The organism is Aequorivita todarodis (assembly GCF_028561335.1).
GTDB lineage: Bacteria > Bacteroidota > Bacteroidia > Flavobacteriales > Flavobacteriaceae > Aequorivita > Aequorivita todarodis.
In genome coordinates this window covers 1-25,820 of the sequence record NZ_JAQQTG010000013.1, presented here as the reverse complement: position 1 = coordinate 25,820, position 25,820 = coordinate 1, and the positions used below count along the sequence as shown (strand labels likewise).

General features: G+C 42.2%; 25 protein-coding genes, 1 other RNA gene and 1 pseudogene. 10 read left to right on the top strand and 17 right to left on the bottom strand.

The features are described from left to right. Nucleotides 1–3: 3 nt before the first annotated feature. The 5 genes from POV26_RS04725 to POV26_RS04705 form a co-directional block, all read right to left on the bottom strand. The gene (locus POV26_RS04725) at nt 4–663 is read right to left on the bottom strand and encodes a YggS family pyridoxal phosphate-dependent enzyme (RefSeq protein WP_272855322.1); all 660 of its coding nucleotides are present in this window, start codon (nt 661–663) and stop codon (nt 4–6) included. Between the two features lie 29 nt (nt 664–692). Then, nucleotides 693–1,937 (bottom strand): DUF1015 domain-containing protein, encoded by a 1,245-nt coding sequence (locus POV26_RS04720; protein ID WP_272855321.1) that lies wholly within the window; start codon nt 1,935–1,937, stop codon nt 693–695. A 106-nt stretch (nt 1,938–2,043) separates the two neighbouring features. After that, nucleotides 2,044–2,934 (bottom strand): 3-hydroxybutyryl-CoA dehydrogenase, encoded by an 891-nt coding sequence (locus POV26_RS04715; RefSeq protein ID WP_272855320.1) that lies wholly within the window; start codon nt 2,932–2,934, stop codon nt 2,044–2,046. After that, nucleotides 2,931–3,116 (bottom strand): hypothetical protein, encoded by a 186-nt coding sequence (locus tag POV26_RS04710; RefSeq protein WP_272855319.1) that lies wholly within the window; start codon nt 3,114–3,116, stop codon nt 2,931–2,933. Before POV26_RS04710 ends, POV26_RS04715 begins: the two co-directional genes overlap by 4 nt. Before the next feature lie 3 nt (nt 3,117–3,119). Then, on the bottom strand, nt 3,120–4,088 hold the full coding sequence (locus POV26_RS04705; RefSeq protein WP_272855318.1) for a Gfo/Idh/MocA family protein: 969 nt from the start codon (nt 4,086–4,088) through the stop codon (nt 3,120–3,122). A 366-nt stretch (nt 4,089–4,454) separates the two neighbouring features. Here POV26_RS04705 and POV26_RS04700 point away from each other — a divergent pair, with 366 nt between their 5' ends. Further along, nucleotides 4,455–5,096 (top strand): protein-L-isoaspartate(D-aspartate) O-methyltransferase, encoded by a 642-nt coding sequence (locus tag POV26_RS04700; protein WP_272855317.1) that lies wholly within the window; start codon nt 4,455–4,457, stop codon nt 5,094–5,096. On the opposite strand, the gene POV26_RS04695 is transcribed toward POV26_RS04700, so the two are convergent. The 5 genes from POV26_RS04695 to POV26_RS04675 form a co-directional block, all read right to left on the bottom strand. Continuing rightward, nucleotides 5,093–5,608: a GNAT family N-acetyltransferase gene (locus tag POV26_RS04695; RefSeq protein ID WP_272855316.1), complete on the bottom strand. Its 516-nt coding sequence runs from the start codon at nt 5,606–5,608 to the stop codon at nt 5,093–5,095. The genes POV26_RS04700 and POV26_RS04695 overlap by 4 nt on opposite strands. A 72-nt stretch (nt 5,609–5,680) precedes the next feature. After that, nucleotides 5,681–6,454, bottom strand: a complete 774-nt coding sequence (locus tag POV26_RS04690; protein ID WP_272855315.1) for a dienelactone hydrolase family protein — start codon at nt 6,452–6,454, stop codon at nt 5,681–5,683. Nucleotides 6,455–6,578: 124 nt separating this feature from the next. Continuing rightward, nucleotides 6,579–9,059: a DUF5686 and carboxypeptidase regulatory-like domain-containing protein gene (locus POV26_RS04685; RefSeq protein ID WP_272855314.1), complete on the bottom strand. Its 2,481-nt coding sequence runs from the start codon at nt 9,057–9,059 to the stop codon at nt 6,579–6,581. Nucleotides 9,060–9,136: 77 nt separating this feature from the next. After that, on the bottom strand, nt 9,137–9,601 hold the full coding sequence (smpB, locus tag POV26_RS04680) for an SsrA-binding protein SmpB (protein WP_045079696.1): 465 nt from the start codon (nt 9,599–9,601) through the stop codon (nt 9,137–9,139). Between the two features lie 137 nt (nt 9,602–9,738). Continuing rightward, nucleotides 9,739–10,278, bottom strand: coding sequence for a SixA phosphatase family protein (locus POV26_RS04675; RefSeq protein WP_272855313.1), 540 nt, complete (start codon nt 10,276–10,278; stop codon nt 9,739–9,741). Nucleotides 10,279–10,434: 156 nt separating this feature from the next. Between POV26_RS04675 and POV26_RS04670 the strand changes: the two genes are divergently transcribed. Continuing rightward, a complete protein-coding gene (locus POV26_RS04670; RefSeq protein WP_272855312.1) occupies nt 10,435–10,620 on the top strand; it encodes a CsbD family protein in 186 nt (61 codons plus the stop codon). Between the two features lie 173 nt (nt 10,621–10,793). Here POV26_RS04670 and clpB read toward each other — a convergent pair whose 3' ends face one another. Then, a complete protein-coding gene (gene clpB / locus POV26_RS04665) occupies nt 10,794–13,394 on the bottom strand; it encodes an ATP-dependent chaperone ClpB (protein WP_272855311.1) in 2,601 nt (866 codons plus the stop codon). A gap of 258 nt (nt 13,395–13,652) precedes the next feature. Here clpB and ytxJ point away from each other — a divergent pair, with 258 nt between their 5' ends. Then, entirely contained in the window at nt 13,653–14,045 is a 393-nt protein-coding gene (gene ytxJ / locus POV26_RS04660) for a bacillithiol system redox-active protein YtxJ (RefSeq protein WP_272855310.1), read from the top strand. Nucleotides 14,046–14,048: 3 nt separating this feature from the next. Here the strand turns inward: ytxJ and POV26_RS04655 are convergent, their stop codons facing one another. Beyond that, nucleotides 14,049–15,230, bottom strand: a complete 1,182-nt coding sequence (locus POV26_RS04655; protein ID WP_272855309.1) for a hypothetical protein — start codon at nt 15,228–15,230, stop codon at nt 14,049–14,051. A 168-nt stretch (nt 15,231–15,398) separates the two neighbouring features. Continuing rightward, the gene (gene fahA / locus POV26_RS04650) at nt 15,399–16,679 is read right to left on the bottom strand and encodes a fumarylacetoacetase (protein WP_272855308.1); all 1,281 of its coding nucleotides are present in this window, start codon (nt 16,677–16,679) and stop codon (nt 15,399–15,401) included. Between the two features lie 290 nt (nt 16,680–16,969). Here fahA and glyA point away from each other — a divergent pair, with 290 nt between their 5' ends. The 5 genes from glyA to POV26_RS04625 all read left to right on the top strand — a co-directional run bounded on the left by glyA (nt 16,970) and on the right by POV26_RS04625 (nt 20,455). Further along, nucleotides 16,970–18,244, top strand: a complete 1,275-nt coding sequence (gene glyA / locus POV26_RS04645) for a serine hydroxymethyltransferase (RefSeq protein ID WP_272855307.1) — start codon at nt 16,970–16,972, stop codon at nt 18,242–18,244. A 135-nt stretch (nt 18,245–18,379) separates the two neighbouring features. After that, nucleotides 18,380–18,877 (top strand): GNAT family N-acetyltransferase, encoded by a 498-nt coding sequence (locus tag POV26_RS04640; RefSeq protein ID WP_272855368.1) that lies wholly within the window; start codon nt 18,380–18,382, stop codon nt 18,875–18,877. Between the two features lie 25 nt (nt 18,878–18,902). Beyond that, entirely contained in the window at nt 18,903–19,451 is a 549-nt protein-coding gene (locus POV26_RS04635; protein WP_272855306.1) for a YybH family protein, read from the top strand. Nucleotides 19,452–19,461: 10 nt separating this feature from the next. Beyond that, nucleotides 19,462–19,941: a nucleoside deaminase gene (locus POV26_RS04630; protein ID WP_272855305.1), complete on the top strand. Its 480-nt coding sequence runs from the start codon at nt 19,462–19,464 to the stop codon at nt 19,939–19,941. Between the two features lie 25 nt (nt 19,942–19,966). Continuing rightward, on the top strand, nt 19,967–20,455 hold the full coding sequence (locus POV26_RS04625; protein WP_272855304.1) for a lipocalin-like domain-containing protein: 489 nt from the start codon (nt 19,967–19,969) through the stop codon (nt 20,453–20,455). A gap of 70 nt (nt 20,456–20,525) precedes the next feature. On the opposite strand, the gene POV26_RS04620 is transcribed toward POV26_RS04625, so the two are convergent. The 3 genes from POV26_RS04620 to POV26_RS04610 form a co-directional block, all read right to left on the bottom strand. Further along, a complete protein-coding gene (locus POV26_RS04620) occupies nt 20,526–22,052 on the bottom strand; it encodes a hypothetical protein (protein WP_272855303.1) in 1,527 nt (508 codons plus the stop codon). A gap of 142 nt (nt 22,053–22,194) precedes the next feature. Further along, a complete protein-coding gene (locus POV26_RS04615) occupies nt 22,195–23,181 on the bottom strand; it encodes a carboxypeptidase-like regulatory domain-containing protein (RefSeq protein ID WP_272855302.1) in 987 nt (328 codons plus the stop codon). Nucleotides 23,182–23,321: 140 nt separating this feature from the next. After that, on the bottom strand, nt 23,322–24,368 hold the full coding sequence (locus POV26_RS04610) for a glutaminyl-peptide cyclotransferase (protein ID WP_272855301.1): 1,047 nt from the start codon (nt 24,366–24,368) through the stop codon (nt 23,322–23,324). Nucleotides 24,369–24,454: 86 nt separating this feature from the next. On the opposite strand from POV26_RS04610, the gene ffs reads away from it, so the two are divergent. Both ffs and POV26_RS04600 read left to right on the top strand, forming a co-directional pair. Further along, an RNA gene (ffs, locus tag POV26_RS04605) (signal recognition particle sRNA small type) lies at nt 24,455–24,553 on the top strand. A 222-nt stretch (nt 24,554–24,775) separates the two neighbouring features. Continuing rightward, nucleotides 24,776–25,603, top strand: coding sequence for an SDR family oxidoreductase (locus POV26_RS04600; protein ID WP_272855300.1), 828 nt, complete (start codon nt 24,776–24,778; stop codon nt 25,601–25,603). A gap of 106 nt (nt 25,604–25,709) precedes the next feature. Here POV26_RS04600 and POV26_RS04595 read toward each other — a convergent pair. Continuing rightward, nucleotides 25,710–25,820, bottom strand: a pseudogene (locus tag POV26_RS04595) (IS982 family transposase); the annotation flags it as partial.

Here is a 25,820-nt window from a genome sequence, read left to right as displayed (position 1 = left end):
GGGCTAGGGGGCTTTTCGTTCCCCAAAAATCGCGCTTCCCACGCGCACCATATTGCTGCCGTGTTCGATTGCGATTTTGTAATCGCCGCTCATACCCATACTGAGAATTTCAAATCTTGAATCTTGAACCTTGAATTTTTCAAAAACATCCTTCAATTTCTGAAATTCTTCTGAAATCTGCCTTTCATCATCGGTAAAGGTTGCCATTCCCATAAGACCAACAATCTTAATATTCTGAAGTTTTTTAAATGCTTCGGAAGCGAGGAGGGAAGCGGCGTCGGCTTCGTCCATTCCAAATTTACTTTCCTCTTCGGCAATTTTTATTTGAAGCAAGCAATTGATGGTCCGGTTATTCTTGATGGCTTCTTTGTTGATTTCCCTTAAAAGTTTCAAGCTGTCCACCGCATGTATCAAACTCACGAAAGGGGCCATATATTTTACCTTGTTGCGCTGCACGTGGCCAATCATGTGCCACTCAACGTCCTCTGGCATTTCTTGCCATTTGGCTTCCATTTCCTGAATTTTATTTTCGCCAAAAACACGCTGCCCTGCGTTGTAGGCCTCCATCAAATCGCTCACGGGCTTGGTTTTTGAAACCGCTACCAGTGTAACATCCTTCGGTAATGCTTTTTTGAAATTTTTTAAATTTTCTGAAATCGTCATAATCACTTCTCTTTTTCTTCCTCTTTTCTCTATTTTCCGAATTCGTAAACCGTTACGCCACTTCTCAGTTTCGGCTCAATATAGGTGCTCTTGGGGGGCATTTTCAGGCCTTCGTCGGCTATCTGCTTTAGTTCGTCCGTTGTAACGGCAACCAGCCCAAAACCCACAGCAAACGTCCCCGAATCAACCACGGTTTTTACGTATGCCAAATCCTTTTTTCCGTGGGAATATTCTATGCGCTGGTCGTTCCGTAAATCCTCGATACCGAGCAGAGGTTTTAAGACCGTAACGTATAAAATATGGGTGTCCAACGCATCGAGCGCATTTTTTATTTCATATTTTGTCTTGCGAAGGTACAAGGAATAAAACTCGCCATCAAGATACATGCTGAAATGGTGCAGTTTTGAAGGCTTGTAATATTCCATCCCGCGGTTTTCTATTCTGAAATGTTCGTCGAGCTTTATTAAAAACTCTTCCTTTGTCATCCCGTTCAGATCCTTCACCAAGCGGTTGAATTCGTAAATTTTCAAATCGCTTTCAGGAATGAGGTAGCTCATAAAATAATTATAAGCTTCATCGCCCGTGTGATGCGGATTTTCTTCTCTTAAATCTTTTGCCAACAAATAGGAAGAAGCAGAGCGGTGGTGGCCATCGGCAATATACAGCACCGGCATTTCACTATAAATCTGCTGGATTTTTTTCAGCAGCACTTCGTCATCTACATTCCACAGATAGTGCGTGTCGCGATAGGTGGTGGTAAATTCATACTCGGCGCGGCTTTGCATCACCTCTTCAATTATGGCTTCCAATTCGTCATTATCGGGATAGGTAAGGAGCACGGCTTCGGCGTTGAAGCCCACGGTTTTTAGGTATTCCTTAAAAATAACCTCTCGAAATTCCAGCGTGTCCTCGTGTTTTTTGATGACATCATCGGCGTAATCCTGAACGCTCGCCGCGGCCACAATGCCGTTGAACTCAAGTCTGTCGCGGTTTACGATTTTATAAATGTAGAACGATGGTTTTTCGTCCTGAATAAAAATTTCATCTTCCTTAAATTCCTGGTAGCGGTTGCGTACCAGGCCGTAGCGCTCTTCGCCCGAAATTTCCTTTTGGTACTTATACCCCGGGTTCACGATATGCAGAAACGAAAATGGGTTGTCCCGCAATCGCGACTCTACCTGCATGGCCGTATAACTGTCATAGGAGCGCGCCGCGAGCAGGCTCACTTTGTCACGCGTAGGGCGTACGGCTTTAAAGGGGATGATTTTGGCCAATGTTTTGGTTTATGAGTTTAAGAGTTTAAGTGTTTAAAAGTTTATGGGTTTCGGGGTTTTCTTTGTGGACTTTGTGCAAATCTTTGTGCACTCCGTGGTTAAAAAATCATTTCCCAAATTGCGAGGAAACATCCTCCGCCTTTCTGTTTTGGCTGTAATCGTAAAAACCTTCGCCGCTTTTTGCGCCCAGTTTTCCTGCCATGACCATATTTACCAATAACGGGCAAGGCGCGTATTTTGGGTTTTTAAAGCCTTCGTACATCACTTTCAAAATAGAAAGACAAACGTCCAAACCAATAAAATCTGCCAATGCCAAGGGGCCCATCGGGTGGGCCATTCCAAGTTTCATTACGGTATCTATTTCCTTTACTCCAGCCACGCCGTTGTAGAGCGTTTCAATGGCTTCGTTTATCATCGGCATCAAAATGCGGTTGGCCACGAAGCCGGGATAATCGTTCACTTCCACTGGAACTTTATTCAGCTTTTTTGAAAGTTCTTCCACCGTTTTGAACGTTTCCTCACTCGTGCTGTAACCTTTTATTATTTCAACCAGTTTCATAATCGGCACCGGATTCATAAAGTGCATCCCGATAACCATTCCGGGACGCGAGGTTACCGAGGCAATCTGCGTAATTGAAATGGAAGAAGTATTGCTCGCAAGTATCGTATCTTCCGGACAAAACTTGTCCAAATCACGGAAGATTTTCAGTTTCAAATCCACATTTTCAGTGGCTGCTTCCACAACAAGGCTGGCATATTCCACGCCTTCCTCAAGGCTGGTAAAGGTTGTAATGTTTTTTAGGGTTCGCTGCTTGTCTTCTTCAGAAATGGTTTCCTTAGCGACCATTCTGTCCAAATTTTTGGTAATGGTAGCAATCCCTTTGTCAAGCGACGTTTGGTGAATATCAATCAATTGTACTTTATAATCAAATTGCGCGAAGGTGTGGGCTATTCCGTTGCCCATCGTGCCTGCGCCTATTACTGCTATGTTTTTCATAATAATGCCCGCGTAGGCGGGTATCTTTTGAGGTTAAACTTAATTTTACTATTGATGCTATTGATGCTATTGATGCTATTGATGCTATTGATGCTATTGATGCTATTGATGCTATTGACGCTATTGATACTTTGGTCGGTATTATTTTTTGCTTCCGTCATCCAGCATCCGGCATCAGTCATTTTTTATATTTTCTTAAAATTTTCAATTATCAACATAGCAACCCGAAGCGCCTCAGTACCTTGTTTAAGCGATACCTCCGGAGTTCTATCGGCTTTTATGGCTTCGTAAAAACTTTCCAGCTCATCCAGGATTGCGTTGTTTGCCTCAATTTTTGGGTTTTCGAAATAGATTTGTTTTTTTATTCCTTCGGCATTTGTCAACACCATCGCAAAATCGTCTATTTCCTTTGGGGCGTCCTTCATTTTTACCACTTCGCATTTCTTCTCCAAAAAATCTACCGAAATATAGGCGTCGCGCTGAAAGAAACGGGCCTTGCGCATTTTTTTAAGCGAAATGCGGCTTGCGGTCAGATTTGCCACGCAACCATTTTCAAACTCAATGCGGGCATTGGCAATATCGGGCGTTTCGCTGATAACCGAAACGCCACTGGAGCTTACCGACTTTACCGAACTTTTTACAACGCTCAAGATAGCATCGATGTCGTGTATCATCAAATCCAATACCACCGAAACATCGGTCCCGCGGGGGTTGAACTCCGCCAAACGGTGGGTCTCAATAAACATCGGGTTGTGGATTTTATCCTTAATGGCTTGAAAGGCAGGGTTAAAACGTTCCACTTGCCCTACTTGTCCGCGTACTTTCATCTCTTTCGCCAAATCGCGAATCTGCTCTGCCTGTGCGACCGTTTCTGTAATGGGTTTTTCTATAAAAAGATGCTTTCCGGCCCGTATTACCTTTTCGGCACATTCAAAATGTGTGCTCGTCGGGGTCACTACAACCACCATGTCGCAAGCATCTATAAGGCCTTCCATCGAGGGAAAACTTTTGTAGCCGAATTCAGTTTCTATTTGTTTCGAGGCTTCCTTGCTGGCATCGAAGAATCCCACAAGGTCATATTTTGTGGATTGTTGCAGCAATTTCAAGTGTATTTTTCCCAGGTGACCCGCACCCAGAACTCCCGCTTTTAGCATTGGCGTGTGTTTTTCACAAATGTACGGGTTTCGGGGGAAAGTTGAAAAGTTGAGGGGTTTAAAAGTTCAGGAGTTGATGGGTTTATGAGTTTATAAGTTTATAAGTTTAGGAGTTTAACCCCTGAGCGTTAAAGGGAGTGTTTTGGCTTTCTTTGTGCTGATTGACGTCAGAATTTTTGTTTTTGGGAAACAACCCCTTTCTTATGCATATATGATTAACTCCCTTTAGAGCTGGGGTTTTGGCTTTGCTATTTGCTTTCTAAAATATATTAGGAAATTGGTGCTTGAAATTTGGTGCTTAATAGGCTAATTTGGTTACTTTGTAAAGTCTAATATCTCACGTCCAAAATCTCAAATCCAATAGTAGTGAAAGATACATTTACCCACCAAGGAATGCGTAAAAAACTGGTTGAAATCCTTAAAAGAAAAGGGATAGCCGACAAAAACGTTTTACAGGCCATCGGCAAGATTCCACGGCATCTTTTTATGGACTCGGGCTTTGTGGACCACGCGTATGTTGACAAGGCTTTCCCGATTGCGGCAGACCAGACCATTTCGCAGCCATATACCGTGGCTCGCCAAACGGAGCTCTTGCAAGTGAAGAAAGGCGACAAAATTCTGGAAATAGGAACGGGGAGCGGCTATCAAGCTGCAGTGCTTTTGGAAATGGGAGCGATTCTATACACCATTGAAAGACAAAACGAACTTTTCAAAAAAACGAAACTCTTTCTTCCAAAACTTGGCTACAAACCCAAACGCATGATTTTTGGCGACGGCTATATCGGGCTGGAAGAGGAAGCTCCTTTTGACGGAATTATCGTAACTGCCGGAGCGCCCTATGTTCCAAATCCGTTGTTGGCGCAGTTGAAAATTGGTGGAAGATTGGTGATTCCGGTTGGGGAAAATGTGCAAATAATGACTGTCTTTTTACGTAAATCTGACACTGAATTTCAGAAAGAAGAGTACGGAGAATTCCGATTTGTACCACTTTTAGAAGATAAAAACTAACAGTTTAGGTAATATATTATATTATCTTGGTTATCAGCATCTTTTTTACCTTCTCTTGGAATAAATCCATGTTGTTTTAGCAGCTTTTTTGAAGGAATATTCCTATAATCCGTATAGGCTTCGATAGTTTCAAAACCTCTTTGGTTGAAGCTATAATCCAAAACAGCTTTTAGTGCTTCGCTCATAATTCCCTTGCCTTGAAATTTTGGATCGAGGTCGTAACCCACCTCTGCGATTTTTTTGTCTTCTGAAAAATTCCAAAGACATATAGAACCAATCAGCATGTTTGATTCTTTGGTCGTAATTCCCCAGGCAATCGCTATGTCGGATTTTAAATTGTCGTCCAGCAGTTGGATATGCGCAATTGCCGTTTCCCACGTCTGTGGTGGTCGCTTTATGTATTTGTTGATATCTGTGTTTGAGCGTAAAAAATAAACCCTTTCCAGATCTGTGGGAACTATTTTCCGGAGGTTTAGGCGTTCGGTAATTAGGATTGGAAAAGGTATTGCCATGGTTTTATGCTTTGCGCTTCCTGTTTCTTTACGGAAAAATTAACACCGCAGAGCCACAAAGGGCGCGAAGATTTAGTTTTTCTTTAAAAATTTAATCAATTCCTCAAAAGATTCCTTCGCGGCTTCTTCATCGTACTTTAGGAGATAATGCTTTTTGCTGATGAAGGGAATGTAGCGGTAATATTTTCCCTTTTTCAGGCTTTCCACATCATAGCCGTGATACGCATCGTCATATACTTGAATGGTCACATTTTCGGCAACCATATGCTTCAAAATATCATCAACTTTAACAATTTTATCCTTTCCGCCCGTCATTACCAGTACTGGAACTTTTGGTTTAAGTTTTATTTCGTAACCATTTGCGGGATAAAACATTGCAATTGATTTTATATTGAGTTTTTTCAATTCATCTTCATCATTTGCAAGCGGAATTAAACCGAGGCCAGCCCGTGACCAGCCCACGATGCTTCCCTCTGAACTTGGGGCGATATCTCCATTCTGCTTTGCCCACTTTAGAGCCTCTTCCAGTGTCCAAAGAATTTGTACGGGTTCTTCTTCGTCCACGTCTCTTTTGGAAGCTTTATAGGCAGCAACATTATCGACCAATAGAACCGAAATGCCTTCCGCGTTTAGCTTTTCGGCTACCTTGTAATAATGGGTCGTGTCCTTAAAAATCCGCAAGCCGCCAGTTCCCGGTAGAAATGCCGCCCATTTGGAAGCGTCGTAATCCTTCGCTTTCTGAAAGTGGAAAAAGTCCGTCATTACTGCATCTTTCGGCACTTTTTGCATCGGGATGCAATTAGTGAAAAGTGAAAAAACAATTAGTAGTTTTAAAATATTTATCATGGTTTCTTTGGTTATAAATCTTCTTTGTTGCTCTCAGTGGCCCTCAGCGCAACTCTGTGTAATAGCTATACCACAGAGGAGCACCAAGAAGCGCGGAGTTTCACGGAGTATGTTTTTTAAAATCTTATAACCCCAACAAATCCAGAAACTTCAGCCCAAAGATAAAAGCGCCGTCGCTGCTGCCGTTATAGTAGGAACGTACATAATCCACGCGCAGCAGTCTGAATTTTCCAAAACCAAGGTTATCAATACCTACGGAAATTTCAGAATAGGGTTTCCGTTCTTCGGTGCTTAAAAAATGCGCCCCGGCTACCAAGTTGAGGTTCAATTGATTGATTCCCGGAATTTTCCCCAAAATCCATCCGCGGAAGTCGTGCTCCACATGGCCTTCAAAATAACTTTTGTTGGTACTGAAATCGTAATAGGGCATCAGGTTAAAAACATTGGTGTAATTAGGCGAAGTGCCCACCCGTGTTTGGTTTCCGTTGAAATGTTTGTAATCCACAAAGGAAATCCCGTCGCCATTGGCGAAAGTTCCCCCTTTTAAATTGTAATAAAACTGTCCCTTATTTCCCAAGGAAATGGATTGGTTCAAACTTGCTTCAAACTGAGTGTAATCATAATAACTTTCAGTAATCGCGGCACCATTTTCCACGGAAATATTTAACTCCGGATATTTGTTGTCGCCAATATTGAATTTCATATCGGGGTTTGAAAAATACTTTTGGGCAAAGTTGATGCGCGCCCGAAGCTTGCTTTTCACGATGTTATGCTCGGTGATTGCGGCATTGCTGAAATCGTTTGGTGCCAATGGGTTGTTGCTGGTATAGCTCACATCGTCAAATGGAATGGTAACGTAATCGGTATTGTTGAAAAGCGGCTTTCTGTTTTCATAAGCCACGGCGGCGTACAGGTGTAGCCCGTTAAAAACTTCCTGACTGTAAGCGATTCGTCCGAAATTTAGCTCGTACAGCTTCATATAGTTCCTTTCAAAGAAAAGGGTGGCAAACGTATTTATCAATGGCGAAATGGGCTCCGTATCATTAAACTGGGCCACTGTGCTTCCGCCCGAAAGGGAGAAGCGCAATTTGTCCGTCCAATTAAAATTCCGAAGAATATTCGCCGTAAACCGAAGCCTGTCTTCTGCAATCCCGTAATCTGCCCGAACGGCCGCCGAAAGGGTGTTGGTCTGGTTGTCGTCGTACCATTTGTTAAACGTTAGTCCCGCCGTACTCTTCCAGCCCTGAACGGTATTGAAATTTATGTTGGGCAAAGGACCTTCATAACCAACAGACCATTTTTCAAAGGAATTTTTATAGGTATAACCTGTCAACAGACTCAGAACACCGGGTTTGTTCGACTTTGCGTCCAGTGAATCCAAATAGGGCTTTGAGCGCCTTAAAACCTGTATGCTGTCTTTTTTGATGTAATCTCTCAGCTCCTCATCGGTCAACGGTACGGGGCGGCTGCCTCGCCAAAACAGACTGTCTTTTTTGTTGGCCTCGGGTTTAAAGGAAAGCACTTCGTTGGTAAAGGATTTTTTGGTGAACTGTGGCTTAAAGTCATAATTGCTATAAACGGCTATAAACCGACCGTCGCCTTCCATTCCCAAAAAGCCAAAACCGAAATCGACTGACTGTGAAATTTTCACCCAAAAATCATAATCGCTATCGTATTTATAGTTCTGTTTCACCATTAAATTGCTCACAAAAGGCACTTGTATCGCGGCTCCCGTGGTAGAAAGTTCAACTCCGTATAGCTGCCAGTCGTCTTCCACAATATATACATAGCCCTGCCAAACCCTGTCATTGGGGCGTTTGGGGATTACCTTTATTTTGTTGATGAGTTTTGGGCCTTCGTAAAAAACGCCGTCCAATTTATAGTTGTAATAATTCAACGCATTATTAGCAATGGGCGAAACCAGTGCCGCGTTCAATTCAATCGTATTTTCGTAAAAGGAGATGTTGGCGCTCTGTGCACTGTTGAAGCTGAAACCGTTATCGTTGCCGCTCACTTTGCTGGCGATAATCTTTTCGGTGAATTTATCCGGTTTTTGATACGCTATTTCTGAAATTGTTTCCGAAAGGTAAATGATGCCCGTGCGGGTAGAATCCAGCATTCCGTCAAAATCGCCGACTTCCTGGCCCATGATTTTTTCGGGCACGTTTTTTACTTTCCACAGTCCGCGCGAGTAAAAATCGGCAGTGTATTCGCTCAACTTCTCCAGATTTTCCTTCCGTTGGGCAATGGTTTTTCGGATAATGCGGTACGCTGGGTCTTCGGAAGTGTTGACCACCACTTCATCAAGGCTGGTGGTTTCTTCTTCCAGGGAAATATTCAGGATAAAAGGAAAAGTACTGGGAGTAATCGTTTTGGTCAAGGTTTTATAGCCCAAGAACTGAAAAATAACCTTGTATTCGCCCGGTCGGGAAACGTTGAGCGAGTAGTTGCCGTCGTCATTTGTGGTGGTGCCTATATAGCTATTTTGAAGGTAAATATTTACGTAGGGCAGGGGCTCGCCTTTGGTATCGGTTACTTTTCCAACAATTTGGGCCTGGAGTAGATAAGTGGAAAAAAGTAAGAGGGCAAAAAATAATTTTTTCATAAAGGAAAGAAGGACTGCTTTTGGTTATTTACCAACCAAAATACCAAAACCTTATCTGCCAGTAAAATTTTTATGAATTAATTATTAAAAGCCTTTTTGATACGGCTAAGCTGCTTTTTAGTGTCGCGTTCCTTGATGGTTTCGCGTTTGTCGTACTCCTTTTTACCTTTTGCAAGCGCTATGTCCATTTTTGCCAAGCCTTTGCTATTGGTAAAAAGTACAAGCGGGATAATGGTAAGTCCGCTGTTTCTTACTTCCTTTTCAAGTTTTTTTAGCTCGCTGCGGTTTAAAAGAAGTTTGCGCTCGCTTTTTGGGGAATGATTGTAGTGCGTGGCGTGGCTGTATTCCTGCACGGTCATATTAATCACGAAGAGCTCTCCATTGCTAAATTCACAAAAACTTTCAGCTATGGACGCCTTGCCTTCACGAATGGCCTTAATTTCGGTGCCCCGCAAGACGATGCCGGCGGTGTAGGTATCGAGAATTTCATACTCAAACCTAGCCTTTCGGTTTTTTATTTTTACGTTTTTCTGAATTGCCATAGCTGCAAAAATAGATTGAATAATGCAGAATTAATAATGAATAAACAATATTGTGTAAATAATAAAGAATAAAGATTAAAGAATAAAGAATAAAGAATAAAGAATAAAGAATAAAGAATAAAGAATATTGTCACTCACTACTCAACGGTAATCGTTTCAACCTTTTTATCGGGACCATCTATCGTTACCTTAAAAAGCGTGGAATTATCACTATCGTCCATTTCCTTAAATTTTTCTTCGCCGAGAAGCTGGTTCACCAACTGCGGGGTGGTGTTGCTATGGCCGGCGATGAGCACGGTCTTTCCGTTGGTTTCCTTTAAAAATTCCTCGGAATAGATTGTGTTCGGGTCATAGTGCTTTGGCGAAATCTGCTTCTGCTGTGCTATGAACGAAATGGTCTGCTTGGTACGGATATATTTGGTAATGTAGATTTCATCGAGCTTGATGGGTTCAAAATAGGTGGCCCAACGCTTGGCGCGCATCATCCCGTCAATGTTCAGGACGGGGTCGGGGTCTTTTGGGTCGGTACGTACTTTTTCGGCGTGGCGGATTAAATAATAAGTTGCGCTGTAATTGGGGGCAGCAGATTCATTGCCGCTCTCAGATTCTTTTTCCTTTTGTTGACCGCAAAAGGTGAAAAGTGGCAATAGTGTTAATAGGATGACGAAATGTTTCATAAAATTTTTTTTAAATAACATTTTTTAAGACTCATTGGCAAAGTTATAACTAAAACGGGTGAATCTTTAATATTTCATTATTATAAATAGGGGGGCGTCTGTTGTAATTTTATAAAACGAAAAAGAAAAATTAATTTAACTTAAAACAAAAAAGCTATGAACGAAGATCAGTTTAAAGGAAAATGGAACCAAGTAAAAGGTAAATTCAAACAAGAATATGCAGACCTTACCGATGATGATTTAATGTATGCCGAAGGAAAATCGGACGAATTGCTTGGTCGCCTTCAAGAGAAGACAGGTGAATCTAAAGAAAAATTGAAGGAACAGATTGACAAGTGGTAGTTTTAAACTAAACTTTAGTTACCGCTTTATTTGAAGCCGGACCCCTTAAAATTTTAAACATTAAAATTTTAAGGGGTCTTTTTTTGGCCTAATGCGGCTATTGATGAATTAGAGATACACAAAACCCCCAAGTAAATTCTTGAGGGTTTTTCAAATTGACTAATTAATCCAATCTATTCAACTAAATTCTCTTGGTTTCTAAATACCAGGGAGTCATCAAAGCTATCGAGCAAGATTATACTGTCAGTGGTTATTTTTCCGGCGAGGATTTCCTTACTTAGCTCGTTTAGCACTTCCCGCTGAATTACTCTTTTTACAGGCCTTGCACCAAACTGCGGATCAAATCCTTTTTCCGATAGGTACTTAATGGCTTCCGGTGTAGCATCCAGCACGATGTTCTGTTTCAAAAGCATTTTGGAAACGCCTTTCAATTGTAGCTTCACAATCTGCTGAATATCACTTTTTGAAAGCGGGGTAAACATGATGATGTCGTCAATACGGTTTAAAAACTCTGGGCGCACGGTTTGTCTCAACAGAGCGAGCACTTCTATTTTGGCGCCTTCCATTGCGGTTTCCGGATCCTTTACGGTCTCAAAGCGTTCTTGGATTATATCGCTGCCCATATTGCTGGTCATAATAATAATCGTGTTTTTGAAATCTGCCAAACGGCCTTTGTTATCAGTCAATCGGCCTTCATCCAACACCTGCAATAAAATATTGAAAGTATCTGGGTGCGCTTTTTCAATTTCATCAAGCAAAACCACGCTATAGGGTTTGCGGCGCACAGCTTCCGTAAGTTGACCACCTTCTTCATAACCAATATATCCCGGGGGCGCACCTACCAAACGGCTTACGCTGTGGCGTTCTTGGTATTCGCTCATATCTATTCGGGTCATTGCGTTTTCATCGTCAAAGAGATATTCCGCCAGTGCCTTTGCAAGCTCTGTTTTACCCACCCCAGTGGTTCCGAGGAACAGGAAGCTGCCTATGGGTTTCTTTTCATCCTGCAAACCTGCACGGCTACGGCGAATGGCGTCGCTAACCGCTTCTATGGCTTCGTATTGGCCCACCACACGTTTGTGCAAATGGTCTTCGAGATTCAATAGCTTTTCGCGGTCGCTCTGTAACATTTTGGTAACAGGTATGCCCGTCCATTTTGCTACTACTTCGGCAATGTCCTCGCGGGTTACTTCCTCCTTTATCATGGAAGTGCCATCTTGTTTTTCGGCCAATTGTGCTTCCAACTTATTGAGTTCTTCCTGAGCTTCCTTGATTTTTCCGTAACGGAGCTCCGCAACTTTTCCAAAATCGCCTTCCCGTTCGGCACGCTCGGCTTCCAGTTTGTATTCCTCAATTTGTGTTTTGAGGTTCTGCACATTGTCAACCACTTCTTTTTCACTCTGCCATCGCGCGTTCAGTTCGTTGCGTTCCTCCTTAAGATTGGCAAGTTCGGCATTGAGCGATTTCAGCTTGGTTTCGTCTTTTTCACGTTTTATGGCTTCAATTTCAATTTCAAGCTGCATAATTTTTCGGTCCAAAACGTCCAGTTCTTCTGGCTTGGAGTTGATTTCCATCCTTAATTTTGAAGCAGCTTCATCCATCAAATCAATTGCCTTATCGGGAAGAAAACGGTTCGTAATATATCTTTCCGAAAGTTCAACGGCAGCAATAATCGCTTCGTCCTTAATACGCACTTTGTGGTGCGTCTCATATTTTTCCTTAATTCCTCGAAGAATTGAAATGGCACTTTCCGTATCGGGCTCGTCAACAACCACCTTTTGGAAACGGCGCTCCAGCGCTTTGTCCTTTTCGAAATATTTTTGATATTCATCCAATGTCGTTGCTCCAATGGCGCGCAATTCGCCACGCGCAAGGGCGGGCTTCAAAATATTCGCGGCGTCCATGGCACCCTGTCCGCCACCGGCGCCAACGAGGGTATGGATTTCGTCGATGAAAAGTACGATATCGCCTTCACTGGAAGTTACTTCCTTGATAACGGCTTTTAGACGCTCTTCAAATTCACCTTTGTATTTCGCTCCTGCAATCAGCGCGCCCATATCCAAAGAATAAATCTCTTTCGATTTTAGGTTCTCGGGCACGTCGCCATCAACAATTCTGTGCGCCAAACCTTCCGCAATGGCCGTTTTCCCCGTTCCCGGTTCCCCCACGAGCATTGGGTTGTTTTTGGTTCTTCGCGAAAGGATTTGAAGAATTCTTCGTATTTCCTCATCACGGCCAATAACGGGATCCAGCTTGCCATCACGGGCGAGTTGGTTGAGGTTTTTTGCGTACTTGTTCAATGAATTATAGGTTTCCTCGGCACTTTGGGAGGTTACCTTTTCACCACCGCGGAGTTCGTCAATCGCGGCTTTCATTCCCTTTTCGGTTACGCCTTGGTCTTTCAGGCTCTGCGCAATGCTGCTTTTTGAATTCAGAATCGCCAATAAAAGATGTTCTATGGAAACATATTCATCGCCCATCTTTTTTGCAATATTGCTGGCTTCGATGACCGTTTTGTTCGCTTCGCGGGAAAGCATAATATCGCCGCCGGAAACTTTTGGAAAGCTTTCCAATTGCTTGTCCAAGATTTGTTTTAGGGTAACAAGGTTTACGTTAAGCTTCTTTAAGATGAAAGGCGCCACGTTTTCATCCACCTCAAAAATAGCCTTGAGGAGGTGTTCGTTTTCAATTTGCTGGTGGCCGTAGCCCTGCGCAATCTGCTGCGCTTGCTGTATGGCCTCCTGGCTTTTTATTGTAAAGTTGTTAAAGTTCATTTTATTACTTATTATCTATTGTTATTTTTTATTTGAAATGGCTTGGATCCGATGTCTATCGGATGCGCTTGGCCTGACATATTATTTTTATTTCAAAAAGATATTTTCAAATATAAAGCCACGCTAAAATTAAGACAAAATGTCCGCTAAACGCCTTGTTTTAACAGACATTATGACGGTTTTAACGCGAGTCTTTTTTATCATTTCTTTTAGAAAATTTCGCCTTTATAACCTGTAGCTTTGCCAAAAAAGAAAATCATGGGATTATTAGATATTTTTAAAACACCGAGAGACCTTGCGAAAGAAGAAATAGTGGAAGTACCGTGGCACGTTTTGGCCACCATGGAACAATTGGATGAACTTGTGGAGGAATCCAAAACCAAACCGGTCGCTATTTTTAAACACTCCACCCGTTGCGGGATTAGCCGAGGCGTTTTAAAACTGTTTGAGAAAAACTACAAACTTTCTGACGACCAATTAAAACTGTATTATTTAGACCTCTTGCAAAACCGGGAGATTTCAAACGAAATAGCAGCGCGTTTTAAGGTCCATCACGAAAGCCCACAAATGCTTGTTATTAAGAATGGGGAAGTGTTACACCACGATTCGCACCATGCTATCGAGGCTTCGCATTTGGAGCGATTTGTTTAATTTTTAAAAGGAATTATCCCTCAAAATCTCCTTAAACCGTTCCTTGATATCCGTACCGGCATCAAAGACCATTTGTTCGTTGTTTGGAAAAGGTATAAAGTAATTGTTTAGCAGTCTTCGGTCCTCGGCGGTCAGGGCGCGTTCATCGCCTCGATTTTTTGCAAAGACATTTTCAAAAACAAATTCCGAAGAAATTGGAAAACTGTTTAATTGCCGCCTTTTGTTCAAATCCTTATAAACCACGGTACCGCCCACAAATACACTTTTTTGCTGGGTGGTGATGGTAACCTGTGCCGAAACATTAATATACTTATCAATTTTGATTGGGTTGCCCAGACTGTCGCGCACAATATTTCCCTTACGGTCACGGCGATATTCAAAGCCATCCTTAATGCGCTGAGTTCGGGTATATTGTCTATCCGAAATTCGTTCAGGGGAAATTTGGATGGTCTGAAAATTTAAGTCAACGCCCAGGTCATAATTGATACCGTTCGCTCGTTGTCCGTGATATTCGGTCCAAAAATCATCCAGTCCGTAGGTGTTGAAATCAAGCAGATCGCGCTCAAGGCGAAACGGGATAAACTGCCCGGTGTGGTTGTTTATCGTTACGAATACGAAATCTGTGCCCCGGAAATGTGCATCTTCCTTAAGTTGGTGCACATCGCGGTAATTGGGTTGCACTTCCTCCAGTTCGCATAAAACATTAAAAGCACTTCGGTAATCTTTTTTCGTGTTGCGCTGCATATAAACGATGGCTTCCTGATACAACGCCTTTACATACGCATCCTTGGCCGCCAACAGATCATTGCTATAATCTGAAAACACGAAATTCGCCTTTCTGCCCATTTCGTTGCTGTAAAGCGGAAGCAAAGGACGGATCAGATCTTGGCGCGCCTGCAGATCGAGATAGGTGTAATAGATTTCCTTGGCGGCGGCAGGGTTGTTTTCCTTTTTCAGAAAAGAAATATGGCGAGTATCATCCTCCTTGGCCTTTAAATAAGCCTCTTCCAAAAGACGGATGTGCGGTTCATATTCTTTTGCGCCCTTATCTTTTTGAAGTTTTTTTACGGCAAGCTCAATGGCTTGGTCATAATCGCCTCGGGCAACAAACTTTTGGGTACGTTTAACGCTATTGCAGGAAATGCTGAAAAATGCAGTAAATAGGAGTAAGTAAAAAGCCTTCATACCGAAATTGATTTGGTTATGAAGGCTAAATTACAATAGTAATGCCAATTTATCTTGTATAACTTTGAAGAAGATTATTGGGCGAAAAATAAACCACGAATACACGAATTTTTTTAATGCCTAATTATTCGTGTATTCGTGGTTTTTAAATTCCATATTATAAAAAGACTACAGCTTTATTGCCGGGAGCAGTTTCGTCCTACATTCCCCAAAGCCAATCCGCACGTTTTCGTTTTTGCAATAACCCTTTAAAATAACGGTATCGTTGTCGTTAATAAATTTCCGCTCCGTACCGTCCGAAAGTTTAATGGGCTTTTCCCCGCGCCAGGTAAGTTCCAGCATAGAGCCGTAAGAGTCTGGCGTTGGGCCGGAAATGGTACCGCTTCCCATCATATCGCCACTGTTCACGTTACAGCCGTTTATGGTGTGGTGCGCCAATTGCTGGCTCATATTCCAATACATATATTTAAAGTTGGATGCAGCAACTTTGGTTTCTTTTCCATTTTCGGGAGCAATATAAACTTCAAGATTTATATCGTAGCTTTTCTTTCCTTTATACTGAAGATAGGGCAGTTGCTCCATTTCGGGTTTTGGGCCTTCCACTTTGAAGGGTTGCAAAGCATCCAAGGTTACAATCCACGGTGAAATGGAAGAGGCGAAGTTCTTAGCCAGGAATGGCCCAAGCGGCACGTATTCCCATTTTTGAATATCGCGCGCGCTCCAATCGTTGAAAAGCACCAATCCGAAGATGTATTCCTCGGCTTCGTTTACCGGAATGGGTTCGCCCAAGGCGTTTGCATCTGTGGTTATAAAAGCCATCTCCAATTCAAAATCAACCAATTTTGAAGGACCAAAAACAGGCTCAGTCGCGCCTTCGGGCATGGTTTGCCCCCAAGGTCTGCGGGCGTTTATCCCACTTGGGATTATGGAGGAACTTCTTCCGTGATATCCCACGGGAATGTGAAGCCAGTTTGGCATCAGCGCATTTTCCTTGCCACGGAACATGGTTCCTACATTCGTGGCGTGTTCCTTACTGGAATAAAAATCGGTATAATCGCCAACTTGCACGGGAAGCTGCATTTCCACCTCATCCATCGTGAAAAGGATGTGCTGTCTGTGGTCTTTGTTATCGCGAAGTTTTGGATTTTCGGCATCAAAAATTTCCGCAATCCGGTTGCGTACCAAACGCCAAGTTTTTCTTCCGTCGCTAATAAAATCGTTCAAGGTATCTTGCAGAAATATATCATCGGTAAGGTCAATTCCTTTAAAATACCCCAATTGGTGCAGTGCGCCAAGGTCAATGGCATAATCGCCAATGCGGGTGCCGATGGTAATAATATCGTCGCGCGTCAAAAAAACGCCGAAGGGAATGTTTTGTATTGGAAAATCTGTGTCTGGCGCAGTATCCAGCCAGGTTTTTCGTTTGGGGTCGTTTGCTGTTATGGGCATTTTTTAAAATTCTTTTTGTAGTTGCAAATAAAACTAAGGAAAAAAATTCAAAAGTTTCAAAATCAGAGAATTAATTCGTTAGTGCAATTTAGTTACAACCTGAGTTTTGTTAGTAAAATTCTTCATCAAATATATATATTTCATGATAGTTACCGAATGTAATTACTATTTTTGGATTTAATTAACTTTCGGTGGAGGTTTAGAGTAAATGGTTTGCAGTTTGTGGTTCTCTCGCTGCAATTCCCATTTTTTCGACTCTAAACCATAAGCCATAAATTTTGAAATTTTTTATGCAACGCGACGAACAAATTTTTGAACTGATAGAAGCCGAAAAACAACGCCAATTGAACGGTCTGGAGCTGATTGCCTCAGAGAATTTTGTGAGCGACCAGGTAATGGAAGCCGCTGGTTCCGTTTTAACGAATAAATATGCCGAAGGCTATCCCGGCAAGCGCTATTACGGCGGTTGCGAAGTGGTGGACGAGGTAGAGCAAATAGCCATTGACCGCGCAAAAGCCCTGTTTGGGGCAGAATATGCAAACGTGCAGCCCCATAGTGGTTCGCAAGCAAATACCGCTGTTTTTGCTGCCTGTTTAAATCCGGGGGATAAATATTTAGGTTTCGATCTTTCTCACGGCGGGCATTTAACCCACGGCTCGCCAGTAAACTTTTCCGGAAGGCTTTACAATCCCGTTTTTTACGGTGTTGATAAGGAAACTGGACGGATTGATTATGACAAGGTTGAAGAAATTGCCATAAAGGAAAAACCAAAAATGATTATTGCAGGGGCTTCTGCATATTCAAGAGAAATAGATTATAAGCGTTTCCGCGAAATTGCCGATAAAGTTGGCGCCCTGCTTTTTGCGGATATTGCCCATCCCGCAGGATTGATTGCAAAGGGAATTATTGGCGACCCACTGCCGCACTGCCACGTGGTAACAACTACTACCCACAAGACCCTTCGTGGTCCTCGCGGCGGAATGATTTTGATGGGAAAGGATTTTGACAATCCCTTCGGTCAAAAATTGAAAAACGGCAACCTTAAAAAAATGAGCAGTCTGCTGGACAGCGCTATTTTTCCCGGAAACCAGGGCGGGCCGTTGGAGCATATTATCGCCGCAAAAGCGATTGCCTTTGGCGAAGCTTTGACGGATGATTTCCTTCATTATATGGTGCAAGTGAAAAAGAACGCGGCGGTAATGGCAAAGCATTTTGTGGAAAAAGGCTATGATATTATTTCCGGCGGAACCGATAACCATATGATGCTTATTGACCTTCGCAACAAAAATATCTCGGGAAAAGAAGCAGAGGAAGCCTTGGGCAAAGCAGATATTACTGTAAATAAAAATATGGTGCCTTTTGACGACAAATCGCCCTTCGTTACCAGCGGCATCCGTATTGGAACGGCAGCCGTAACCACCCGCGGTTTGGTTGAAAAGGATATGGAAAAAATAGTGAATTTAATTGATGAGGTTATCGCGAACCGTGAAGACGATGCCAAGCTGGAAAGCATTGCCGAAAAGGTAAACGAAATGATGTCTGGGCTGCCGCTTTTTAAGAATTAAAATTTCCCATATAAAACTTTACGTCTTTACGTCTTTGCGCTTTTGCGTGAAAAATTAGCTCGCGGAGATGCAAAGTCGCAAAGGTCGCAAAGCCGCAAGGAATGTTTTTCTAAAAAATTTCTTCATTTGAAAACAGTGGAAATAGAAACCGACCGACTTCTATTAAGGCAATATACCTTAACCGATGCTCCTTTCATCTTTAAACTGATGAACAGCGAAGGCTGGCTCAAAAACATCGGCGATAGGAATATCAAAACCTTGGAAGATGCGGAAGATTATATGAAGAAGAACTATTTGGTCAGTTATGAAAAGCATGGCTTTGGGCCCTATTTGGTTTCGTTGAAGAAAGACGAAACGCCACTCGGCTCGGCGGGTCTATACAAGCGGGACAACTTGGAACATCCGGATATAGGTTTCGCGTTTTTACCCGAGTTTGCCAATAAAGGTTATGCCTTTGAGGCAGCAAATGCAGTAATGCAGTTCGCTTCGGAAACCTTGGGAATTCAGACCATAGTGGGCATCACGCTTGAAACAAATCTTTCCTCCATAAAACTTTTGAAAAAGCTCGGTCTTTCGGAGGTTGGAAACTATACGTATGAAGACGGGGAAGAGCTATTGCTTTTTTCAAATTAGAAAATCATTTATAAATACTGCTTTTATGAAACAGTTTATACCCTCAATTTTCAAAGCCAGTCCATTAACGGCGCTTTTCTTTTTAGGAGTTTTTGCCATATCGTGCAACGAAAAACCTTCATCGGCGAAAACCGATACCATTGTTGAAGTGGACATTTCCCAAAAAAGCGAAGAAAATAATGAAAAGGAATTTTTAGCAGTGATGCTAAAACATTTGGATGCCGTTTCAAATCGGGATTTAGGCGCTTTGAGAGAAACCATGGCCCCAAACGGCCAGATGCAATTGATTTTGCCCGGTTCCGAAATCATTGACGGCGTGGAGGGGTTTATGAATTATCACAAAGAATGGTTTGCCGCGCCCGATTGGACTTTTGAAACAAAAATACTGAACACTGAGATTGGGCAGGATTTGGGAATGGCGATAACAGAAATCATATACCGTGAACCCTTGCGCGATGGCGCCCCATATTTCAACAGAATGATAGTGAGTTACGACCTGAAAAAAATAGATGATAAATGGTACATAATTAAGGACCACGCAAGTTCTATTGAAAAATCAACCGACACTAAATAATAATTTAAACATGATAACCGAAAAAGACAGCCAATTTATAAAACGTGCCATCGAACTTTCCGAAAGAGGCATGGACAACAATGCCGGCGGCCCTTTTGGGGCAGTGGTCGTAAAAAATGGCGAAATTATAGCCGAAGGTTTCAACCAGGTAACTTCCAGTAATGACCCAACGGCGCACGCTGAGGTTGTGGCCATCCGCAAAGCTTGTGATGAGCTTGGTTCGTTCCAATTGGATGATTGTATAATTTACACTTCCTGCGAGCCTTGCCCCATGTGTCTGGGCGCTATTTATTGGGCGCGGCCGAAAGCCGTTTATTACGCTTGCACAAAAGAGGATGCTGCCGAAATAGGCTTTGACGACCATTTTATTTATGATGAAATAGAAAAGGATATTGAAAACCGAAACATCAAATTCATCAATCTTGGTAGGGAAGAGGGCCGCAAAGTTTTTAAAAAGTGGGAAGCCAAGGAGGGAAGAATTGATTACTAATTTACTTTTTTTCAAAATGAAGAATTTGAAACGAATCATCTTCCTTGGAATAGCAGCGATTGCTTTTTCCTGTGGCAAGGATGAACCGTCCAAGGCTACAATTACGGGGCTTTGGAAACTGGAAAGTATGAAGGTGCGCGACACCACAACCAATACCTGGAGCGATTACAAAGGCGGAATGGACGGCTATCTACTATATGACGGAAACGGCCACGTAGCCCTTCACCTTTATGAAAAGGGATATGAAAAAGCGGGAATGGAGTTTCCAAATTTTAGCGATTCCATTCCTTTGGAAGCATTAAAATATATAACGAAATCCTACTACTATATGGGGAATTATAAAGTATCTGAGGCCGATAGCATTGTTTCGCATTTTAAACTTTCCCATTCAAATCCATCCGAATTTGGGCTTACTGCCGAAAGAAGATTTTACTTTAACGGTGATACCTTGGTAATGCAGCCTGTGGAGCGGAAAAATTCAAAACTAAAGCTGAAATGGTTGAAGGCAAAATAATTTCTTTTGAAAATTTTACAACAAAAACCCATCATTTTGGATGGGTTTTTCAATTCAGTTTTTTTAAAATTTAAAATTCAATGCTCTCGTAAGCTCCAGCATCTGGAGGGTCTTGTAGTGAATTCCCTCTTGTAACCCCATTTAAATCTTTGGTAGGTAAAACCCCAGGCTTACCAAGACCCTCTGCGCCCGAAGCACCTGACTCAATATTGAAATTATTCAATTCGGTATCTTGAAAAATAGGGTCCAAATTAAACTTTGTTTCGGGGTACAAAGCTGGGTTGGCAAAATCGTATAACGGATCGTTGCCAAATTCACCCGTTGGATCTTCAAAACGCAGCAAGCAATTCTCAAATTTAAAATTGAAAGCTCCGTTGGTATCTTTAAACAGTGAAAACTCCCGGCGCTCGTTACCGTAGATAATGCAGTTTATAAAATTAGCTTGAACCAGGTCCGTTACTAAAATTTCAGTTTCTGTTTCCAAACTGTTTGCAATTGAAACCGTAGGAAACGATCGGAAGCCCCCGGTCCAGTAATTGGCAAAAGTGCAATGTCTAAATTCATAAAATCCGCCCAACTGTATAGCCAAGGAAGATTGGCCGCTGTTGTTTATTACCATGTTTTCGCCAATAATAGCACTATTTCGCGCAAGCAAACCAATGTTTGCATTGTTGTAAATCTGAACGTTACTAAGGATTACGGGACTATTATCTACCAAAAGCCCAACGGTACTATTTTTAATTGTAGTATGCACAAACTCATTGGCAACGCTACCTTGCATTAGCCAAATGGTGAGCCATTGTCCCGGAACATCAGAAAATCCGGGTTCCAGGCGATCTCCTTCAAAAATAATTTCGTTCTCCAGAGTCTCGGGGTCCGAACTGGGAGCACCAATAGATTTCATCGTAGCGTTTGGCGCTACCAAAATCCCACTGCCGTTGTGGAAATGCACACGGGCACCCGCTTCAACCGAAAGGGTTTTATTGTTCGGAACGGCTGCATAACCATAAATTACATAGGGTTTTTCATTTGTGAATGTAAGCTCGTCGTCTTCAAGAAAAAATCCCTTTACTAAAATAGGATTATCGTCGTCGCCAAGATTGAGCGTTTCGTAAGTGCCATCGGCATATTTTTCGGGAAAAAGAAAAACGGCATCCTTAACCAGCGTAACGAGTTCCACCTTCTGCTCATTGCCGCCACTGTCAAAAAGGAGCTGGTCCGTATAAAGAAATTCTTTGGGGTTTGTGGGCAGGTTGTTGACGTTGAAAGTAGTTTCAATAAAAATAAAGATACTGTCCTTGGCAAGAATTTGTACGTTCTCAAAAACCTTTCCGGGAATTCCATCCACGTTCAAGCGATAGTTGGAAGCTTCGCCCTGCGCCAAACGGACGGTGGGAATGTTGATATCCTCATCGCTTCGGTTGTAAACTTTCAAATTATAAGTGCTGGAGCCAATGTTTGAAAAAATGGTATCCAGATAGACCGTATCTTTAGAAAATTCCAAATTTCCAGTGCTGGCAACCGTTTCAAAATCGTTGCGGCACGAACTCCATAACACAAGGCAACACAAAATTGCCAAACCGTATAAATACCTCATTCAAAAATAATTTTGGTAAAAATATAACTTTTATTGAAGGTTATTATTGTGAAGTTGAAATAAAGTGCCTAACGTCCGTAAAGTTATAAGTCCGTAAAGCTTTTTAGTAGGCAGCCGCAGTATGCAGTTTGCGTGCCTCTGCTTACTGGCCATTGTTATTTTTTGGTTGATAATTTTCGTTGGGCAATCCTCCGGTATCAACCACTACATCTCCCATTAATTCATAGCTATTTAACGTAATATCAAATTTATTTGAAATATTGGAAACAGTAATCTCTTTGGTCTCAAAGCCTACATAGCTAAAGACCAAGACATCGCCCGGCTGGGTTTCAATTTTATAATTTCCGTCAAAATCGGTCTGGGTTCCTTTGGAAGTTCCTTTAATAATTACGGTTACGCCCGGAAGCGGCAGACCGGTATCATCGGTTACGGTTCCTTTGGTATGGAAGGAATATTCCTTGATCACTTCCTCTTTTTTGGGGGCGACGGCAATTCTGCCAAGCAGTATCGGTTGTATTTGGCTATCTGATATCAGATAAATATTTCGCGCTTCCGATTTGTTGTTCAGTTGGATTTTCTGGGTTTCAAAATTTTCTTTGCTGAAGGTGAGCCACTCTTTGTCCAACGTATAAATTTCATATTCGCCATTTTTGTTGGTCCACGTTTGTGCCTCGGTTTCGTTGGAAATGACTTTGACGTTTTTCAGCGGATTTCCGTTTTCGTCCCTTACAATTCCCTGGGTAAAGACCTGTAACCTTGAATTATCGGGATTGTTGAAGCGGCCAATCCCCATGGAAACCATCGGTTTTCCTGAAGTCGCATTGTTTTCGGATTTTGGATTGTTTGAAAAAAGCGTCAATGGAAGAAGCACGGAGGCCGCGATAGGAGCAAAGCTTTGTCCGCTTTTGCGTTCCAGTTTTACTTCGCGGTTTAATTGCGATTTTTTCAATCTTCCGCAGGCATTTTTGTTTTCGGTAAGAAATTTTACCAATTCCTCATCGGTTTTTGAAGTGAAGTCGAAAATTTCTTTGGTGCAAACGCTGCAGAACTTTCCTTTTTCGGTAGCGGTCATTTTTGCCCAATCTTCATGGCAAGGCTCTGGAATACGGAGGGTGATGGATTTTTTCATAGTTGATGATTTAATGATTCAAAGGAATCAAATATCAAACCATAAAAAAACCGCTTTTGAGGGAAGCGGCCGTTTCAGTGAGGGAAAAGTTTTGAAGTTTTAAGTTCCTAAAGTTATAAGTTGAATAAAACGACAATAGATTATTTCTGTATTATTTCAATCTTAAAAAGCTTGTCCCAGTTTTTTCCGGTAATGTAAAGTATGTTGGGTTCGCCATTGTAGGCAATACCGTTCAGCACGTCCAGTTTAGGGTGTTGCGTTACCTTGTCCTTTAAATCGGTAAGGTCGATCACGCCTTCCACCGCGCCGTTTGAAGGGTCAATGATTGCGATGGAGCCTTGCTGATACACGTTTGCATATATTTTTCCTTCTACCCATTCCAGCTCGTTCACGCTGTTGATTTTACTGGTGTTGGTGAAAATTTCGATGTAATCCTTTTCAGCAAGTGTGTTTGAATTTAAGGTCCAAATTCTATCGGTACCGTCGCTTTTGTATATATTATTTTCACGGTCGTGGCACAAGCCCCAACCTTCCCGGCTTTGGCCATAGACAAAGGTTCCCGTTTGCTCCATGGTTTTTAAGTTGTAGATAAAGCCGGTGTTCTCGCGCCAGGTAAGTTGGTAAATTTTGTTGTTCAGAATGGTAAGTCCTTCCCCAAAATATTGGTCCGCAAGCTTTACCATTTTTAAAACCTCCCCAGTTTTATAGTCCGTTTTCCGAAGTGATGATTCTCCGTATTGCCCGGTGCTTTCGTATAAAGTGTCATTTTCAAACTCAAGGCCTTGGGTATAGGCTTTTATATCGTGCGGATAGGTTTCCAAAATTTTATAGGTGTAAAGTTTCGGTTTTATAGAGGAGAGAATCGTGATGTTTTTTGAAGCTTCAAATTCTTCGCCATCACTATATATTAGGGCTTTCAGGGTTTTTTCGCCGAGTTTTTTCCCCGAAAGGGAAAGGGTGTTTCCTGAAACCTCGACCCTGTCTTTGTTCAAAAAGTAAATTATTGAATCGGTTTCAATAGCTTTTTTGTTGTCCAAGGAAACAGTGAGCACATCTTCGGTGGTATAAGTTTTCTTCGGATTTTTGATTTCCAGTGAAAAAGCGTCCTTTTTGTCTTTGGAATTATTCCCGCAGCCGCCCATCAAAAGCACTAAAAGGGTAGGGGCTAAAACGTTATAAAATTTCATGGTACAAATAATTTTTACGCAAGGTATTTATTAAAATTGAAATGTGAAAATACTTGCAAAAACTTCAAAAAGGCTTATCTTTGCAGCGGCAAGTCCTACACAACCAGCTCCTGTTGAATCCTCCAGGGCGGGAACGCAGCAAAGGTAAACGGTCGTAGCGGTGTGATGTAGGTAGCTTGCCATTTTTTGTGCGCTAAACTTTCCTGTTGACCATTTGAATCACGACCGCTTCGCAACACGATGCACGACTATTTTAGTGCTGGATTACTTTAGTCTTTTTTGGAAGGCTTTTTCAAAACAGCTTTTTTCAGTCGTGTTTCCCTTTAATCGTGGTTCGTGATTCTTTTTAGAAAAACTATTTGGAAAACCCACTCCATAACCGCACCTTTGCCTTTCAATACCCTTTTATGCCAAAAACAGTACTCATTACAGGCGGTTCCTCGGGAATTGGCAAGGCCATCGGCGAATATCTTGTAAACCTGCCAGCCACGCCGGACGGAAAAGGCTACCAAGTGTTTGGAACCAGCAGAAACCCTGAAAATTACAATGATTCCGTCTTTCCCCTGCTGAAAATGGACGTGAACAGCACGGCATCCATTGACGCTGCCGTTGCCGAAGTATTGAACAGGGCCGAAAAAATTGACGTGGTAATAAACAATGCGGGTATCGGTATTACGGGGCCCATAGAGGAAACCCCCGAAGCTGAAATTAAAAAAGCCTTCCAGACCAACTTCCACGGGCCCATAAACGTAATAAAGGCAGTTTTGCCACAAATGCGCAAACAGGGTTTTGGGCATATTTTGAATATTACCTCCATTGCGGGCTATATGGGACTTCCGTATCGCGGAATATACTCGGCCAGCAAGGCCGCTTTGGAAATAACCATAGAAGCCATGCGGATGGAAACCCTCCAATTTGGCATAAAAATGACCAATGTAGCCCCGGGCGATTTCGCCACCAATATTGCCGCGGGACGCTACCACGCACCGGTTTTGGAAGATTCTCCCTATAAAAAAGATTACGGGAATACGTTAAAAATAATGAACGAGCACGTTGACAATGGCGGCAATCCATTGGAAATGGCAAAGATGGTGCATAAAATTATTGAAACTGCCAATCCGCGGATCCATTATAAAGTAGGCTCCTCCCTGCAGAAATTTTCAATTGTACTAAAACGCGTATTGCCCGACCGGGTTTATGAGCGGATGCTTTTGCGGCATTATGGGTTGAAGTGATAGAGAACAAGCCTATGAAATTTTATTTGAAAATTTTATTGACCATATCATATTTAGTGGGATTGGCCTACACGATAACATTTTATTATATAACCCGTTGTGCATTTTAAATAATGCTGATTTTAATATTGTTGATGTTTCTGCCAAAGATAAACTTGTTGATATATTGAATAGCTGTAAGTGCCGTTATCTTTGAGATTATCCTTGTTTTGAATCC